The sequence below is a fragment of the Streptomyces sp. NPDC045701 genome (assembly GCF_056432045.1).
Map to the genome: position 1 here is coordinate 45,493 of NZ_JBWKJV010000015.1, position 16,402 is coordinate 61,894.

The 16,402-nt window shown below is 72.7% G+C and carries 12 protein-coding genes and 3 pseudogenes; 4 read left to right on the forward strand and 11 right to left on the reverse strand.

Annotated elements, in window-relative coordinates; translation table 11 throughout:
- Positions 1-60 precede the first annotated feature (60 nt).
- A complete protein-coding gene (locus tag AC07DW_RS18055) occupies positions 61-639 on the forward strand; it encodes a DUF742 domain-containing protein (protein ID WP_478858632.1) in 579 nt (192 codons plus the stop codon).
- Complete coding sequence (locus tag AC07DW_RS18060) at positions 620-1,201, forward strand: GTP-binding protein (RefSeq protein ID WP_069978110.1); 582 nt, start codon at positions 620-622, stop codon at positions 1,199-1,201. Before AC07DW_RS18055 ends, AC07DW_RS18060 begins: the two co-directional genes overlap by 20 nt.
- Positions 1,202-1,439: 238 nt before the next feature.
- Here AC07DW_RS18060 and AC07DW_RS18065 read toward each other — a convergent pair whose 3' ends face one another.
- From AC07DW_RS18065 to AC07DW_RS18085, 5 genes and pseudogenes are all read right to left on the reverse strand, one after another.
- Positions 1,440-1,637, reverse strand: coding sequence for an acyl-CoA carboxylase subunit epsilon (locus AC07DW_RS18065; protein ID WP_478858633.1), 198 nt, complete (start codon positions 1,635-1,637; stop codon positions 1,440-1,442).
- Positions 1,638-1,649: 12 nt separating this feature from the next.
- Positions 1,650-3,233 carry an acyl-CoA carboxylase subunit beta gene (locus tag AC07DW_RS18070; RefSeq protein ID WP_478858634.1) on the reverse strand — a complete coding sequence of 528 codons (1,584 nt, stop codon included), beginning with the start codon at positions 3,231-3,233 and terminating at the stop codon, positions 1,650-1,652.
- 154 nt (positions 3,234-3,387) lie between these two features.
- On the reverse strand, positions 3,388-5,727 hold the full coding sequence (locus tag AC07DW_RS18075; RefSeq protein ID WP_478858635.1) for a polysaccharide lyase 8 family protein: 2,340 nt from the start codon (positions 5,725-5,727) through the stop codon (positions 3,388-3,390).
- Positions 5,728-5,780: 53 nt separating this feature from the next.
- A complete protein-coding gene (locus AC07DW_RS18080) occupies positions 5,781-8,201 on the reverse strand; it encodes a polysaccharide lyase 8 family protein (protein WP_478858636.1) in 2,421 nt (806 codons plus the stop codon).
- A gap of 149 nt (positions 8,202-8,350) precedes the next feature.
- Positions 8,351-9,279 (reverse strand): annotated as a pseudogene (locus tag AC07DW_RS18085) (NPCBM/NEW2 domain-containing protein).
- A gap of 70 nt (positions 9,280-9,349) precedes the next feature.
- Between AC07DW_RS18085 and AC07DW_RS18090 the strand changes: the two are divergent.
- The gene (locus AC07DW_RS18090) at positions 9,350-10,606 is read left to right on the forward strand and encodes a glycoside hydrolase family 64 protein (RefSeq protein WP_478858637.1); all 1,257 of its coding nucleotides are present in this window, start codon (positions 9,350-9,352) and stop codon (positions 10,604-10,606) included.
- A gap of 37 nt (positions 10,607-10,643) precedes the next feature.
- On the opposite strand, the pseudogene AC07DW_RS18095 reads toward AC07DW_RS18090, so the two are convergent.
- Both AC07DW_RS18095 and AC07DW_RS18100 read right to left on the reverse strand, forming a co-directional pair.
- Positions 10,644-10,817: pseudogene (locus AC07DW_RS18095) on the reverse strand (DUF2201 family putative metallopeptidase); the annotation flags it as partial.
- Positions 10,818-11,005: 188 nt separating this feature from the next.
- Entirely contained in the window at positions 11,006-11,518 is a 513-nt protein-coding gene (locus AC07DW_RS18100) for a hypothetical protein (protein ID WP_478858638.1), read from the reverse strand.
- A gap of 189 nt (positions 11,519-11,707) precedes the next feature.
- On the opposite strand from AC07DW_RS18100, the gene AC07DW_RS18105 reads away from it, so the two are divergent.
- Positions 11,708-12,319, forward strand: a complete 612-nt coding sequence (locus tag AC07DW_RS18105; RefSeq protein ID WP_478858639.1) for a YceI family protein — start codon at positions 11,708-11,710, stop codon at positions 12,317-12,319.
- Here the strand turns inward: AC07DW_RS18105 and AC07DW_RS18110 are convergent.
- The 4 genes and pseudogenes from AC07DW_RS18110 to AC07DW_RS18125 all read right to left on the reverse strand — a co-directional run.
- Positions 12,303-12,605: pseudogene (locus tag AC07DW_RS18110) on the reverse strand (SAM-dependent methyltransferase); the annotation flags it as partial. The gene AC07DW_RS18105 and the pseudogene AC07DW_RS18110 overlap by 17 nt on opposite strands.
- Positions 12,606-12,688: 83 nt before the next feature.
- Entirely contained in the window at positions 12,689-13,519 is an 831-nt protein-coding gene (locus AC07DW_RS18115; protein ID WP_478858713.1) for a D-alanyl-D-alanine carboxypeptidase family protein, read from the reverse strand.
- 185 nt (positions 13,520-13,704) lie between these two features.
- On the reverse strand, positions 13,705-14,847 hold the full coding sequence (locus AC07DW_RS18120; protein ID WP_478858640.1) for an acyltransferase family protein: 1,143 nt from the start codon (positions 14,845-14,847) through the stop codon (positions 13,705-13,707).
- A gap of 174 nt (positions 14,848-15,021) precedes the next feature.
- Positions 15,022-16,368, reverse strand: coding sequence for a hypothetical protein (locus AC07DW_RS18125; protein WP_478858641.1), 1,347 nt, complete (start codon positions 16,366-16,368; stop codon positions 15,022-15,024).
- Between the last annotated feature and the right edge of the window lie 34 nt (positions 16,369-16,402).

Sequence of the window (16,402 nt, forward strand, 5' to 3'; positions counted from 1 at the left end):
GGTGCGGTGGCGCGGCTCCACAGGGACATGGAACCGGTGAACGGCAGTCGAGGAGGAAAAGTGGCAACACCCCCAGGCGGACACCACCCATACGACGGTGCGCACCAGTCGCAGGGTGAGAACGCCCAGAACCGCTTCAACTTCCCCTCCGCGCCGAGCGGTCAGGGCGGCACGCAGCAGCCGCAGCAGCCCTACCAGCAGCCGCAATCCGGCCACTCGTACGTCCAGCCGCAGGCACCGCGCATCCAGCCGGCGCAGCAGCGGCGTCGCCCGGAGCCCGCGCCCACGTCGGGCAACCACAACCCGTTGGTCCGTCCGTACGCCATGACCGGCGGCCGGACGAGGCCGCGTTACCAGCTCGCCATCGAGGCGCTGGTGTCCACCACGGCCGATCCGGCCAGGCTGCAAGGGCAGTTGCCCGAGCACCAGCGGATCTGCCGGCTGTGCATCGAGATCAAGTCGGTCGCCGAGATCTCGGCACTCCTCTCCATCCCCCTCGGCGTTGCCCGGATCCTCGTCGCCGACCTGGCGGAGGCCGGACTTGTCGCCATCCACCAGCCCGGCGGCGACGAGTCCGCCGGCGGCCAGCCAGACGTGACACTGCTCGAAAGGGTGCTCAGTGGACTTCGCAAGCTCTAGCGGCGGTGCAGCCCGCTCAACCACCAGCGCGAAGATCGTGGTGGCGGGCGGATTCGGCGTGGGCAAGACCACGTTCGTCGGCGCCGTCTCGGAGATCAACCCGCTGCGTACCGAGGCCGTCATGACGTCTGCGTCCGCGGGCATCGACGACCTCACCCACACCGGCGACAAGACGACCACCACGGTGGCCATGGACTTCGGCCGCATCACGCTGGACCAGGACCTGATCCTGTACCTCTTCGGTACGCCCGGTCAGGACCGCTTCTGGTTCATGTGGGACGACCTGGTCCGCGGCGCCATCGGCGCCGTCGTCCTCGTCGACACCCGCCGGCTCGCCGACTGCTTCCCGGCGGTCGACTACTTCGAGAACAGCGGCCTGCCCTTCGTGATCGCGCTCAACGGCTTCGACGGCCACCAGCCGTACACGCCGGACGAGGTCCGCGAGGCGCTCCAGATCGGTCCCGACACCCCGATCATCACCACCGACGCCCGCCACCGCGCGGACGCCAAGAGCGCGCTCATCACGCTCGTGGAGCACGCCCTGATGGCCCGCCTGCGGTAGTCCCGCCTCCGGCAGGTCCGGCGTACACGGGAAGGCCCGCACACCCGACGGTGTGCGGGCCTTCGCGCGCGTACGGGGAGTACGGCGACGTGACGGTGGTGCGACGGCGGCGGGGGCGGCCCCCGGGACGGCGAAGGGCCCCGCACCGGGTGGGGTGCGGGGCCCTGGGGTGTCCAGGTGCGGCGCCGGGCGTCGAGAGCCCGGCACGGTCGGCGGGACACCCCCCTGGGGCCGGGTGTCAGCCCTGCCAGCTGTGCGGGGCGCTGAAGCCGGGGCGGCGTTCGAGGCGGCGCCAGCCGGCGGTGGAGCGGGGGCGGCGGGCCGGGGCGGCGGCGGGGCGGGCCGAGGCGCGGGCGAGGAGGACGGCGGTGATGGCCGCCAGTTCCTCCGGGTCGGCCTGGCCCTTCTCCACGCGGAGCAGGTGGGAGTCGGTCACGTGGGGCTCCTGTTACTGGGGCGGGTTGCCGTGTTTGCGGGACGGCAGGTCGGCGTGCTTCGTGCGGAGCATCGCCAGGGCGGCGATGAGGACGGAGCGGGTCTCGGAGGGGTCGATGACGTCGTCGACCAGGCCGCGCTCCGCGGCGTAGTACGGGTGCATCAGCTCGGCCTTGTACTCCTTGACCATGCGGGCGCGCATGGCCTCGGGGTCCTCGGCGTCGGCGATCTGGCGGCGGAAGATGACGTTGGCGGCGCCCTCGGCGCCCATCACGGCGATCTCGTTCGTCGGCCAGGCGTAGGTGAGGTCGGCGCCGATGGACTGGGAGTCCATGACGATGTACGCGCCGCCGTAGGCCTTGCGCAGGATGAGCGAGATGCGCGGCACGGTGGCGTTGCAGTACGCGTACAGCAGCTTCGCGCCGTGGCGGATGATGCCGCCGTGCTCCTGGTCGACGCCCGGCAGGAAGCCGGGGACGTCCAGCAGCGTGACGATCGGGATATTGAAAGCATCGCACATCTGGACGAAGCGGGCCGCCTTCTCGCTCGCCTCGATGTCCAGCACACCCGCCAGCGTCTGCGGCTGGTTGGCGACGATGCCGACGACCTGGCCGTCCAGGCGGGCCAGCGCGCAGATGATGTTGCGCGCCCAGCGCTCGTGGATCTCCAGGTAGTCGCCGTCGTCGACGAGCTCCTCGATCACCTTCGCCATGTCGTACGGCCGGTTCCCGTCCGCCGGGACCAGGTCCAGCAGGACGTCCGAGCGGCGGTCGGCCGGGTCGTCGCTGGGGTGAGCGGGCGGGTTCTCGCGGTTGTTGGAGGGCAGCATCGACAGGAGGTAGCGGACCTCCGCGATGCAGGTCTCCTCGTCGTCGTAGGCGAAGTGCGCCACGCCCGAGGTCTCGGCGTGCACGTCGGCGCCACCGAGGCCGTTCTGGGTGATCTCCTCACCGGTGACCGCCTTGACGACGTCCGGGCCGGTGATGAACATCTGCGAGGTCTCACGGACCATGAACACGAAGTCCGTCAGCGCCGGGCTGTAGGCGGCGCCGCCCGCGCACGGGCCGAGCATCACGCTGATCTGCGGGATGACACCCGACGCCTTGGTGTTGCGCTGGAAGATGCCGCCGTAACCGGCGAGCGCGGACACGCCCTCCTGGATACGGGCGCCGGCACCGTCGTTCAGGGACACCAGCGGTGCCCCGGCCGAGATGGCCATGTCCATGATCTTGTGGATCTTCGTGGCGTGGGCCTCGCCCAGCGCGCCGCCGAAGATCCGGAAGTCGTGCGCATAGACGAAGACCGTCCGGCCCTCGACCGTGCCCCAGCCGGTGATCACACCATCGGTGTACGGCCGCTTCGCCTCCAGGCCGAACCCGGTCGCCCGGTGCCGGCGCAGCTGCTCGACCTCCTGGAACGAGCCCGGGTCGAGCAGGAGCTCGATGCGCTCACGGGCGGTCAGCTTGCCCTTGGCGTGCTGGGCTTCGGTCGCCCGGTCGCTCGGGCCGCGCAGGGCCTCCTCGCGCAGGGCGTGCAGCTCTGCCACACGCCCACGGGCATCGGTCGGCTCGCCCTGGGTTTCGTCCACAACGGTCATGCATCGACCCTACGAAGCCGACCAAGGAAAACCCGCCGTCGACTCTGTACAGTCTCCCGCCCCATCTCCTGTGAGCCCTGGACAGAACCGCCCGTCAGTGCAGTCGAAGTGCCAGCCCAGGACCCCCAGGCGTTGTGGAGATCTCACAATAGGGTCAGATGCCGACCACACAGCGGTGTCCGGCGCCCGCCGTGCCGGGGCGGACCCGCAGCCGGAGCGTCCGTCCCGTCCCGAGCACCTCGAAGGCCGGGTCGTGGGCGACGACGTGCCGTACGGGGTGGTGCCAGACGATGTCCACGGGCCGTCCGGTGCGCGGCGGCTCGCTGACGCAGACCGTCACCGTGCGCCCCTTCGCGCGGACGAGGACGCTCGCCGGCGCGCCGGCGGTGAGGGGCCCCACCGTACCCGGCTGCCAGAAGTTGGCCGCCGTCAGGCCCAGCGAGGGCAGGGCGACCGCCTGGCGGGCGGCGGTGTTGTCGAGGACCTCCAGCCAGCGGGGGTCGTACGCGCGGGCCGCGACGGTCCGGCGCGAGGCGCCGGGCATCAGGAGGTAGACGTACGAGGCGTCCGCCGGATCGGTGCCGTGGTCCAGCCAGAGGGTCTGGTACCGGCGGGTGCGGCGCTCCGTGGTGGACGTGGTGTTGATGTCCCGCCAGGCACCGGTCCGGTCCTCCCGCAGGGTGCGCAACCGCCCCGTGCCGCCGGGGAACACCCACCCCCCGTGCCCCTCCAGGTGGGCCCAGCGCGCACCCGGCCCGGTCGTGAACCGCCCGCCGCCCGCCTCCCCCAGGTTCCGGTTGTCGACGACCGTCTCCACGGGGACGCCGTCCGCGCAGCCGATCCCCGCGCCGAGGCAGATGACCGTGTCGGCGGCGCAGAACCAGGACTTGCGCGCCTCCAGGGTGGAGCCCAGGCCCTTCAGGTGCTGCCCCACGGCGGCGAACTCGCCGTCCGTCACTCCGCCCACCCACCGCGTGTCCGGCTTCGGCGCGCCCCACTCGCCGCCCGCGCGGTCGGGCAGCCGCTTGGCCGACACCGTCGTCCCGGGGAGCCGGTAGGGGTCGACGGTCGGCCAGAACCAGTCGGTGTACTGGGCGTCGGCGCCGGGCCCCGGACCCCACCAGTAGAGCATTCCGGCTCCGGTGTGCCAGCCGCGCGGGTTCTCGCCGTTGCCGCACTCGTAGTACGCGATCCGCTCCGACGCCATGGCGATGTTGGCCGCCCAGCCGGGGCGGCGGTGCACGGCCCGGTCCATGGCGGCGAACAGCCGGTGGCCGACCGGTTCGGGCGCGACGGGGACCGGCGAGGCGGCGGCGGCGTGCAACCGGGCGAGGTCCGCGACGCCGAACTGGGGGGCGGTGAGGACCGGGCTCACGGTGTCCCGCTCGATCCAGCCCTTCACGCGCGCGTGCCACCGGTCGCGCTCGGCGGCCGGGGCGCCCCCGGCGAGCAGGACGATGGCCGCGATGATCCCCTGGCCGTGGAAGTGGTCGCCGCGCAGGGTGCCGTGCGGGTCGTTGCGCAGGATGCCCCGGCTGACGGCGCGTCCGCTGACGCTGTCCATCATCAGGCCGTTGTACACGAGGGGCGCGTAGGCGTGTTCGACGCTGTCGAGGACGATCCTCCGGTTCGGGTCGGTGACCGCCCACGGCGATCCGGCGAGCAGGGCGAACAGCCGGCCCAGCCCGTCGAGCATCACCTGTCCGTACGTACCGGAGTAGGCGACCCAGGTGTGCTGGACGAACGAACCGTCGGCGTAGAGCCCGTCTCCGGAGGTGACGTACGGGAAGACCGGCGAGAGCGCGTCGCGGGCGAGCGCCAGCTTGGCCGGCGACCTGCCGAGGACCCCGCGCAGGGCGACGGAACGGCACAGGTCGACCCGGTTGGCGCCGGTGGACGTGCCGCTGTAGTCGCGGAGCATCGCGTCGGGGACGAAGTGGTCGACGGCGGCGCAGGCGGCCCCGACGCGGGCGGCGCCGGCCGCGTCGTACAGGGTGGCGAGGATGTCCATCAGGAGGCGGGGGCTGCCGATCTGCCACTCCCACCAGTTGCCGTAGCGGGTGGTGGCGGGGTGGTAGACCCGCTCGGAGAGGTGGTCGAGGCCGCGCAGGACGTCCGCGAGGAGGCCGGGGTCGCCGGTGTGGCCGGTGCCCCGCTGGGCGTACGCCTGCGTCATGACCCACAGGCGGTGGTAGCTCTGGGTGATGCCGGAGGGCGGGTCGAAGGCGTGACCGGGCCACAGGGAGGTGGCGGTGGGGGCCATGGAGGCGCGGTAGCGGGCGGCGAGGTCACCGGTCCCGGCGAGGCGGGAGGCGTACGGCTCGGCGTCCGGGTCGTAGCCGGTACCGAGCTGGAGATCGAGCCAGCGGAGCCGTAGCGTCTCGAAGTCGTCTGCTGGGGTGGTGGCTTGCGCGGGCACGGCGAGTCCCAGGGCCGCGGTGGAGCCGGCGGCGAGGAAGGTGCGGCGGGACCAAGGGGGCGTTGTCGGCGGCACGGGAACCTCCGGGGAGGGGATCGCGGCGGACGTGACACAGGGGCTCCGGGGCTCTATCCCAGCCGCACCACCGCCTTGTGGACCGCCCCCAGGGTGCCGGGCGTGACGCGCAGCGTCACCGACGACCCGGTCGCCATCACCTGTACGGAGGGGTCCTTGGACGTCACGGAGGACACCGGACGGTGCCACGTCAGGTCGACGGCGGCACCGTCCCGCAGCGGCCCGGAGACGCAGACGGTGGCCGTGCCGCCGCTCTCGCGGACCAGCACGCTCGCGGGTGCGGAGGCTGTGAGCGCGCCGACGGCGCCGCCGAACCAGAAGTTGACGCCCGTGAAGCCGAGCGCCGGGACGCGCACGCCCTGCTGGTCGGCCGTGTTGGCGAGCACGGTGAGCCACCCGGTGTCGGCGGCGCGCGCGGCGGTCAGCGCGGTGCTCGCGCCGGGCATCAGGACGTACGCGTACCCGGCCCAGGTCGGATCGGTGCCGTGGTCGAACCACAGGGTGAGGTACCGGCGCGTGACGGGGTCGGTCACCGCGCCCTTGTTGATGTCCGACCAGGCGCCGGTGCGGGCCTCGCGCAGCGCCTTCAGGCCGCTTTGGGCCCCGCCCGGGAAGACGTACCCGGCGTGGCCCGCCAGGTGCGCCCAGCGGGCGCCGGTCAGCGTGGCGCTCCAGCCGGGCGCGGTGGGCTGCGCCACACCATCGACGGTGAAGGCGTGCGTGCCCGACGCGCCGAGGTTGCGGTTGTCGACCACCGACTCGACGCCGGTGCCGTCCCGGCCGTGGATGCCGGCGCCGAGGCAGACCACGGCGTCGTCCAGGAAGAACCAGGACTTCTTGGCCAGCAGCGTGGAGGACAGCCCCTTCAGGTACTGGCCGACCGCCGCGTACGTCCCGTCCGTCGCCCCGCCCACCCAGCGGACGTCCGGCCGGGCCGCGCCCCACACGCCGCCCTCGCCGTCCGCGAGCGCCTTGCGGGAGGCGGTGGTGCCGGGCAGCCGGGAGGGGTCGACGGTCGGCCAGAAGGAGTCGCTGTACTGGCCGTTGGCGAAGTCGCGGCCCCACCAGTAGAGCATTCCGGAGCCGCTGTGCCAGGCGCGGAGGTTCTCGCCGTTGCCGTTCTCGTAGTACGTGATCCGGTTCGACGCCATGGACAGGGACGCCGCCCATCCCGGGCGGCGGTGGACGGCCCGATCCATGGCGGGGAAGAGACGGTGACCGACCGGTTCCGGGCTCGCGGGAGCCGCACTGTCGTCCACGGCCTTCAGCCGCGCCAGGTGGGCGACGCCCAGGGCCGGGCTGGTGAGGACCGGGCTGTAGTGGTCGCGGGCGATCCAGCCCTTGACCATGCCGTCCCAGCGGGCCTTCTCGGCGGTGGACGCGCTCCGCGCCAGCAGCGCGACGCAGGCGATGATCCCGTGCCCGCGCACGTGGTCGTCCTGGCGGACGCCCCGGGTGTCCGCCTTCTGTACGCCCCGGCTCACGGCGCGCCCCGAAACGGCGTCCATGGCGAGGCCGTTGTAGAGGAAGGGCGCGTACGCCTTCTCGACCGAGTCGAACACGATCTGCCGTCCGCTGTCCGTGACCTCCCACGGCGATCCCCTGAGCAGGGCGAGCAGCAGTGACAGACCGCCGAGCATCACCGCCCCGTAGGACCCGGCGTAGGGCACGTACAGGTGCTGGACGAAGCTGCCGTCGGCGTACAGCCCGTCGCCGGAGGTGACGTACGGGAACACCGGGGTCAGCGCGTCGCGCGCGAGGGCCGTCTTGGCGGAGTTCTCGCCGACGACGCCCCGGAGGGCGAGGACGCGGCACAGGTCGACGCGGTTGGCGCCGGTCGACGTGCCGCTGTAGTGCGCGACGGCGCTGTCGGGGACGAAGTGGTCGACGGCGGCGCAGTGGTCGGCGACACGGGCGGCGCCGAGGTGGTCGTACAGCAGGACGTCGATGTCGAGGAGGGCCTGCGGAATGCCGATCTGCCAGTTGTACCAGTTGCCGTAGCGGGCCCGGGAGGCGTGGTACGCCTGGTCGTGGAGGTGGTCGAGGCCGGTGAGGATTTCGGCCCGGAGGGCGGTGTTCCCGGTGAGTCCGGTGCCGGGCTGGGCGTACGCCTCGGCCATCGTGCGCAGCCGGTTGAAACTGGTGCCGAGGTTGCCGGAGTGGGTGTACGACTCGGCGTCCGTGTCGGGTTCGGGGTCGGCGTACGGGAGGTCCGGCCAGAGGGAGCCGGCCGCCGGGGCCATGGCGGCGCGCAGGCCTCGGGCGGTGGTGCCGAGGTCGGCGAGCTTTCCGGCGAACGGCTCGGCGGTGGGGCTGAAGCCGGTGCCGAGCAGGAGGTCGCGCCAGGTGCGGCGGAGGGTGTCGAACGCGCCGGCCTCGGCGGCGCGCGCGGCGTGGGCCGGGGACGCCGGCAGGGCGAGCGGTGCGGTGGCGGCGGCGAGGAGGAGCGTGCGGCGGGAGGGGGAGGGAGGCATGGCGGAGGGACCTCCGAGGGGATCCGGACGAGCAGAGGGCTCACGGGTGAGCGGTTTTTCTCACACGAACGCACAAACAGTCAATGAATCGCACACGCCTTGCGCGAACTGATCGTTCGATCACGCACGCCCCTTCTCACCCCGGTGTCTCACCCCTCGCAGTGGAAGCGGGCGTTGCACCAGTCGGCGTGGTCGCTGCCGTTGCCGTCACCGCCGTCCTCGACGACCAGATCGACGTAGGAGGCTCCCGTGACGTCCGCGCCCAGCGACCAGGCGCCGTCGCCCGGCCCGAGGACCGGGGACGTCGCCCTCGTGGCACCGTCCGCCGTGACGGAGCACCGCACGGTCCCGCGCGTCGTCCGGGCGTCGTCGACGCCGACCTCGGCGGTGAACGAGGCGCACCTCCCGCCCGGGTGGTGGCGCACGGTCGCCGGGGCGCGGGTTCCAGCCCCTTGCCGTACGCCACTCCCCCGATCCGCAGCGGGGTGCCGTCCCCCGCCGCCCTCTCCCCGTTGGACATGTCCCGCTCGACGGGCCCCCACCCGCTGCGGGCCGTCGCCCAGCCCAGGTCGCTCGCCCAGGCGTCGACGGGATGCGGGGCGGCACGGACGGCGTCGTTGAGCGTGACGGCGGTGTCCGGGCCCGCACTCCGAGGAGTCGCGCCCCGCTCGCGCGGTCGGTGTACGACGGGACGCGCGGGAAGTCCCGGGCGACGGCGACGGACAACTGCGGCGACCCGATGTGCGGCGACCCGATGTCCGCGTCGCCGGCGTGCGGGGCGCCGGTGCGTCCCGCGCCGGACGCGGCAGGGGCGGCCGGCGGTTCCGCGACGGGCGGCGTTCCGGCGGTGGCGGGGCCCGCCAGGGCGAACACGGCGGATGAGGCGGCGGCCAGGGCGTACACCGCACGGAATCGTGGCGACATGACCTCTGGCGTATCGGTTCCCTCCCGGCACCGTCAACGCGGTCGGCCCGGCGCGGTGACGCCAGTCCGACAACGCCAGCCGGTTGATCCAAGTCCCGGCGCAAGCTGTTAAGTTGTGAAGGAACCAAAAATTTGAGAGCGCTCTCAGTCCCATGTCTTGACGCCTCTGCCGAGCGGCGCGAGAGTGAGCGGCACCCACCCCCCACCCCCACAGGAGAGCCCTGATGGCGTCCCACGCGTCCCCTCGCCCCGCCTCCCGCCGCCCCCTGTCCCGCCGCGCCCTGCTCACCGGGACGGCCGCCGCCGCAGCGGCCACCGCCCTCGGCGTACGCGGCGGCGCGACCGCCTCCGCCGCCCCCGCGACCTGCGAACTCGCCCTGGAGAACCGCTCGCTGCCCGGCACCGTCCGCGCCTACGTCACCGGCCACGAGCAGGGCACCGGCCGCTGGGTCCTGCTGCGCCCGGGCGGCGGCGTCTACCGCCCCGAGTCCCCCGCCGCCCCGCTGACGCCACTGCCCGTCGACTGCGCGATACCGCTGCGCCCGGCGGGCGCCGGCCCGGTCGTGCTGACGCTGCCCCAGATGTACGGCGCGCGGGTCTACTTCGTGCGTGACAACAAGCTCGACTTCTTCCTCAACCCCGGCCCCGCCCTGGTCGAGCCCGCCTTCGCCACGCCCTCCGACCCCAACTACGGCCGCGTCTGGTCCTTCGCCGAGTTCACGTTCAACCCGCAGCAGCTGTACGCCAACATCAGCTACGTCGACCTGGTGACCGCCCTGCCCATCGGCCTGACGCTCACCGGTGACACCACCCACACCGTCGCCCCGCTGCCGGCCGGCGCCCTCCAGCGGATCGCGGACGGGCTCGTCGCCCAGGCGGCGCGGGACGGCCAACCCTGGGACAAACTGGTCATCCGCGCCTCGAACGGCTCGGTCCTGCGGGTGATCTCCCCGCAGAACCTCATGGCGCCCTACTTCGACCGCCCCGACCAGATGCCGTTCCGCAACGCCTTCACCGGCTACATCGACCGTGTGTGGCAGAAGTACCGCACCACCGACCTGCGCATCGACCTCCAGGGTGGGCGCGGGGTGCGCGTGGGCCGGGTGAACGGGGATGTCCTCACCTTCACCGGCGGCCACAGCTTCACCCGCCCCACCTCCAAGGACGTCTTCACCTGCAACCACGGCCCGTTCACCAACAACCCGGGCGACTCCGACGACCGCAAGGCGCTCCTCGCCCGCCTCGCGGCCGGCTTCAACCGCACGACCCTGCTCACCCATCCCGACCAGCCGAACGGCCCGGCCCCCTCGGACTACTACCGCGACCCGTCGACCAACCACTTCTCGCGGGTGGTCCACGCCAACACGCCGATCGGCTACGCCTTCCCGTACGACGACGTCCGGCCGGACGGCCGGCCGGACGTCTCGGGCGCCGCGCACGACGGCAACCCGCGCCGTTTCACGGTGTCGGTCGGGTCGTGACCCCGAGCGGGTGGCGCGTCGGGACTGCCGGGCCGCCTCAGCCGATGGCGACCACCCGCGCCCGGGGCGGCGGGGCGTCCGGGCGGTAGTCCGGATCCCGCTCGCGTACCGCGCCGGCGGGCCGGGGGAAGAGGCCGACGACGGTGCGGCACGGCGGCTGGGCGGAGGGCCAGGGCGTCCGGCCGCCGATCGCGTCCGGTCGGGGGCGGGAAGCGCAGCGCCCGGTCGAACGCCGGGAGGGGCACCGGTGGCTGTGGTTCGCCCCCTCCCGGCACGCCGTGCGGTCGCGGCCTCGATCATGGGCGGTGAGACCGCGTACGCACGTACGCATCGCCACATCAACAGGCGGGGGCATCGCCACCACGCCGACGACGATCCGGCAGTGGCGCCTCCCGGCCGTCAGCAACCGCCGCAGTTGTAGTACGTCACGTCCCAGTGGTTGCCCTCGTCGGCATAGACGTTGCCGGAGCCGGACCTCCACTGGGGGGCGCCGTCGCCCGGGCGGGCGCCGATGTAGGTGAAGGTGTTCTTGATGTAGCTCCCGATGCACGTGTACTTGCTGTAGTCGAGCTTGTAGCCGTTCCAGTGCGAGTAGGTGCCGCCGGCGTGACCGGTCTCGGTGCCGCCGGTGATGTTGAGGGCGCAGCCGCTGGCGCTCTTCAGCGTCTGGGCGCCCTGGGCGGTGGCCAGGTTGAGCTGCTCGAAGGACGTGCAGGTGGGGTTGTTGCGGTCGGAGCAGCCGCCGGACGACGACCAGGTGATGCCGGAGGAGCGGAACATCGAGGTCGCGGTGGCATGGCTGATCTTGGTGACCGCGTGGGCGTCGGTCGCGCCGCCGACGACGCCGAAGCCGGGGGCGAAGAGCGCTCCCAGGAGCAGGGCCAGTGCGGTGAGGACGGGGCGGAGCTTCATCGTTTCCTCCTGCGGATGCCGGGGCGGACGGTGCGCGTGCAGGTGGAGCAGACAGATGGTGCCGGACCCCGTAGCGCGGACGCCAGTGGGCGTCGGGGACCCGTCCACCAGAGTGGTTGAAACTTAAACGGAATAGGTCTACAGTCATTCTCGTTGAAGGTTCAACCAACTCCGAAGGAGAACGTCATCATGGGTCTCTTCAGCCGCAGCACCGCCGCGACCGCCACCGTTCCCGCCACCGCCGCCGTGGACCCGGCCCTGGCCGCCCTGACCGGGACGTACAGCATCGACCCGTCGCACAGCGGCATCGGCTTCACCGCCCGCCACGCCATGGTCACCAACGTGCGGGGCGCCTTCACCGAGTACGAGGGCATCCTGAACCTCGACGGCACCGACCCGGCGGCCTCCAGCGCCTCCATCGACGTCAAGATCGCCTCCATCGACACCGGCAGCGCCGACCGCGACGGCCACCTGCGCAGCGCCGACTTCTTCGACGCCGAGCAGTTCCCGCTGATGACCTTCCGCTCCACCAGCGCCGAAGCGCTGGGCGGCACGGACTACCGCATCACCGGCGACCTCAGCATCAAGGGCGTCACCAAGCCGATCACCATCGACCTGGAGTTCAACGGCGCTGCCAAGGACCCGTTCGGCAACGAGCGCGTCGGCTTCGAGGGCAAGGCCGAGCTGCTCCGCTCCGAGTGGGGCCTGACCTGGAACGCCGCGCTGGAGACGGGTGGCGTGCTGGTCAGCGACAAGATCAGGCTGACGTTCGAGATCTCCGCGATCAAGAACGCTGCGTAAGGGGCTTACGGGCCTCGATGAGCGTCCGGCACGAGTGAGCGACGAAGGGACCTTCGGCCTCGATGAGGCCGTGCAGGTCCCTCAGTCGTTCCCGGTACTCCTCCACCGTGAAGCCCGGCACCGTCCAGATCACCTTCCGCAGGAAGTAGACGACCGCGCCGACGTCGTGGAACTCCATCCGCAGCCGCTCCATGCGGACGTCGACGATCTCCAGCCCAGCCGCCCTCGCCTCCGCCGTCTCCTCGTCCGGGTGCCGCCTACGGCGCAGCTCGTCGGAGAGCGGTCCCTGGGAAGCCGCCCTCGCCGGACGGCGACGGCCGTCGCGGGCACCGGGAGCCGGTGCCCGGCGCGGCCTCGTCGCCTTGTGGCCTACTTCCTGAAGCCGTGGTTCATGAGCTTGGTCGCGTCCGTGTTGCGGTTGGCCTCCGAGGAGGAGGCGAGGACCGTGCCGATGACCGTCCGGCCGTCCTGGGTCGCGGCGAAGACCAGGCAGTACTTGGCCTCCGGGCCGGAACCGGTCTTGACCCCGAGGGCTCCCTGGTACGTGCCCAGCAGCTTGTTGGTGTTGACCCACGCCATGTCGCGGTAGCCGCCGGTCTTCGTCATGACCCGCTGCTTGGTCGACTTGGTCTTCACCACCGCGCGGAAGGTCGGACTCTTCATCGCCTGCGCGGCGAGCCTGGTCAGGTCGCGCGGGGTCGAGTAGTTCTTGCCGTTGCCGATGCCGTCGAACGAGTCGAAGTGGGTGTTCTTCAGGCCCATCTTGCCGGCCGCCGCGTTCATCCTGCCGACGAACGACTTGACGCGTGCGGCGCGGGTGGAGCCGGTGCCGTAGGTGTCGGCCAGGGCGTACGCGGCGTCGCACCCGGAGGGGAGCATGAGGCCGTAGAGCAGCTGCCGGACCGTCACCTTGTCGCCCACGATCAGCCGTGCCGACGAGGCCGTCTTGGCCACGATGTAGTCGCTGTACGCCATCTGGACGGTGACCTTCCGGTTCAGGTCCAGGTTCTTCTGCGAGAGGACCACATGGGCCGTCATGATCTTGGCCGTCGATCCGGTGGGCAGACGGCTGTCGGCGCCTTTCGCGAACAGGGCCGCCCCCGTGCCGGCGTCCATCGTGAAGCCGCCCTTGGCGGTGATCGCGGGTGGGCGCACCGGGGCCGCCTGGGCCGGGGCGAGGCCCGCCCCGGCCGCCGACATGGCGCAGACGGTCACGCACACCGCCCCGATGCGGCTGTTGTTCCTGCTGTTCAAAGTCGACACTCCCGTACGTGCAGCCGCGGCACGCTGCCCGGAGAAAACCGCTACCGACAAGACGCTCCCGCAGGCCCCGGGGATGCACGAGAACGGCCCGAAGTATCCGAAAGAGTGAACACCGGGTCCTGCTAGCGCCGGGCCGGCAGCACCACCGGCTCGGCAGCGGGGCGCGGCCCCCGTGCCCGCAGCCGCCGTTCCAGCGGGCGTTCGACCCCGTGGTAGGCGCCCGCCGACAGGGCCAGGCTCACGGCGAGGACGAGCGACCAGACCACCGCCGTGCCGATCGGGCCGGCGGGCTTCCCGGCGTACCCGAGCCAGAGGCGGATCACGATCTCGTGGACCAGGTACCAGGCGTACGACCAGTGCCCGAGCCGTACCGCCCACGGACCGCCGAGGCCGGTCGGCCGGCCGTCGAGGTCCGCCCGCGCCGCCGCGGCGACCAGCAGGGCGAACAGCGGGGTGGCGAGCAACTGCGAGGCGGCGTACGGGCTGTACCAGAGCGCGTCCGGTACGGCGTGGGACCAGGGCACCAGCAGCAGGTGCCAGCCGGCCACCAGCGCCACCGCCAACCACAGGCCCACCGGCGGCCGCCATCCGCGCGCCACCGCCAGGCCGGTCACCACACCGAGCAGGAACTGCGCCGTCCGCGTCAGGGGCAGGTAGTCCAGCGCCCACGCGCGCGTGCCGCTGTCGGCGATCAGCGCGCCGCTCAGCCAGACCAGCACCACGGCCACGCAGACCCCGCCCGCGAGCCGGCGCCGTCCGCGCGGGGAGCGTACGGCGGGCAGCGCCATCAGCAGCGGGAAGAGCAGGTAGAACCAGGCCTCGTCACTGAGCGACCAGGCCGCCGGATTGCCCCCGCGCAGGACGACGGGGTCGGGCGACCAGGCGTGGACCAGGAACAGCGACGCGGCCACCGCCTTCACCGACACGTCCTTGCCCAGGGCGAGCCAGGCGCCCACCGACAGCGCGGTGGTGGCGGCGAGGAGCGGCCAGATGCGGGCGAACCGGCGCCACAGGAAGACCGGCGCCGGCACGCGCTTCCCGTCGTACGTCCAGGCCAGCACGAACCCGGACAGGACGAAGAAGAACGTCACCCCGCTGCGCCCGTACCAGACCGCCTCGCTGACGCCCGGCAGCTCGCCCGCCTGCCGGGACAGGTGGTAGAGCACCACCAGAAGGGCCGCCCAGAAGCGGAGCCCGGTGAGAGACGGGAGCCGGTCCCGGCCGGCAGGACGACGGGTGGGGGACACGGAGGCGGTCGGACGCATCCGGCGATTATGCGGCCGGGTGGCCGCGCCACGGCGAGGGGCCCCGGGTCACCGGGGTGACCCGGGCCCGGGAGAACCGCCCGGATGCCCGCGGCGTCCGGCCGGCCCGGTGACGCCGGCCCGAGAGACCGCGGGTGACGCCGGCCCGAGGTGGCCGCGGGGCCCGCGGTGTGCTCAGAACCCGCCGCCGCCGAAGTCGCCGCCGCCCCCGAAGTCGCCGCCCCCGAAGCCTCCGCCGTCGCCGCCGGAGCCGCCGCCGAAGTCCGAGGCGTTGAAGTCGCCGCCCGAGAAGTCGCCGCCCTCGTACCCGGCGCCGCCGTACTCCGCCGCGTACGCCGGGGTGGACAGCATCGAGCCGAGCATGGTGCCCATCAGCAGGCCGGGCAGGATGCCACCGCCGAAGTACCCGCCGACCCACGGACCGTACGCCGGACCGGCCTCCCAGTAGGGGCGGCGGCCGTACTCGGTCTCCACGGTCCGGGTCATGGGGTCCTGGCCCTGCGCCAGCCGCGCGGCGTCCGCCGCGCAGACCGGTACCTCGCGCACCGCGCCGCCGGACGGGGACCATTCCACCTCGGTGGTGGCCGGGCCGTGACGCGGGTCGAAGAAGCAGGGCGCCCGCCGCTCGGGAAGCGGGCGGCCCTCGCGGCGGGCGGACAGGACGGCCAGCGCGTACCGGCCGTCCTCGATGGCCTCGGTCACGCCCCGTACGTCATGGGGGTGCCGGGCCTGGCCCATCAGGGACTTGGCCCTGTCGTACGAGTCGAGGGCGCGTTCGTAGTCGGCGCGCATCGCGTCGTCGGCGCCCTTCTCGGCGGGGTGGAAGTCGAGCCGGTCGAGTTCCTCGCCGTACGCGGTGATGTCCTCGTCGACGACGACCCGGAGCCGGTCCAGGGCTTGCTGTTCCTGCTGCTCACGCCGCTGCCGACGGCGGCGGGTGACGGTCAGGGCGGTCGCGCCGCCCGCGGCGGCCAGGGCGCCGACGGCGATCAGCCCGGCGACGGGGGCACGCTCGCCGGGGACGCCGGGCCAGCCGCCGGGGGCGTCCCCGCGTACCTGCGGGAGGGCCTGGTCGACGAAGTCGTTCAGCTCGGTGGTGGCGTCCACGCCGGGCTGCCGGACGGACTGCACGACGTTCTGTACGGCCCGGTTGGACATCACGGCCCGGTCGGCCCCGGCGGCGAAGGAGTCGCCGAGGCGTACGCCGTACAGACCGGAGATGCCGGTCTGGGTGCGCAGGTTCTGCAGGAGGCCCTGCCGCGGGAACTCCGCCGTGGCGGGCAGGACCGCGACGAAGACCGGTTTGTCGGCGTCCTTGATCTTGTCCGCCAGTGCGTCGGCCGCGGCCTTCGGCAGTTGGTCGGCGGCGTCGGGGTGGACGTACACCGGGCCCTGTTTCAGCGCCTCGGCCGCGTCCTGGAGCCCCGTGGCCCTGGCCCCCGCGCCGGGGGCCAGGGCCAGGAGCAGCAGCAGAGTCAGCCCCGCCAAGGCCGACAGGAGGGTGAACGGCCTGGTCCTCATACCATCGACGCTACCCCAAATGAGTGTAAAGCGG

Coding starts and splice junctions, on each gene's coding strand:
- AC07DW_RS18070 (WP_478858634.1), bottom strand. CDS start 3,233: ATGACCGTTGTGGACGAAACCCAGGGCGAGCCGACCGATGCCCGTGGG.
- AC07DW_RS18080 (WP_478858636.1), bottom strand. CDS start 8,201: ATGCCTCCCTCCCCCTCCCGCCGCACGCTCCTCCTCGCCGCCGCCACC.
- AC07DW_RS18090 (WP_478858637.1), top strand. CDS start 9,350: ATGGCGTCCCACGCGTCCCCTCGCCCCGCCTCCCGCCGCCCCCTGTCC.
- AC07DW_RS18100 (WP_478858638.1), bottom strand. CDS start 11,518: ATGAAGCTCCGCCCCGTCCTCACCGCACTGGCCCTGCTCCTGGGAGCG.
- AC07DW_RS18105 (WP_478858639.1), top strand. CDS start 11,708: ATGGGTCTCTTCAGCCGCAGCACCGCCGCGACCGCCACCGTTCCCGCC.
- AC07DW_RS18115 (WP_478858713.1), bottom strand. CDS start 13,519: ATGTCGGCGGCCGGGGCGGGCCTCGCCCCGGCCCAGGCGGCCCCGGTG.
- AC07DW_RS18120 (WP_478858640.1), bottom strand. CDS start 14,847: ATGCGTCCGACCGCCTCCGTGTCCCCCACCCGTCGTCCTGCCGGCCGG.
- AC07DW_RS18125 (WP_478858641.1), bottom strand. CDS start 16,368: ATGAGGACCAGGCCGTTCACCCTCCTGTCGGCCTTGGCGGGGCTGACT.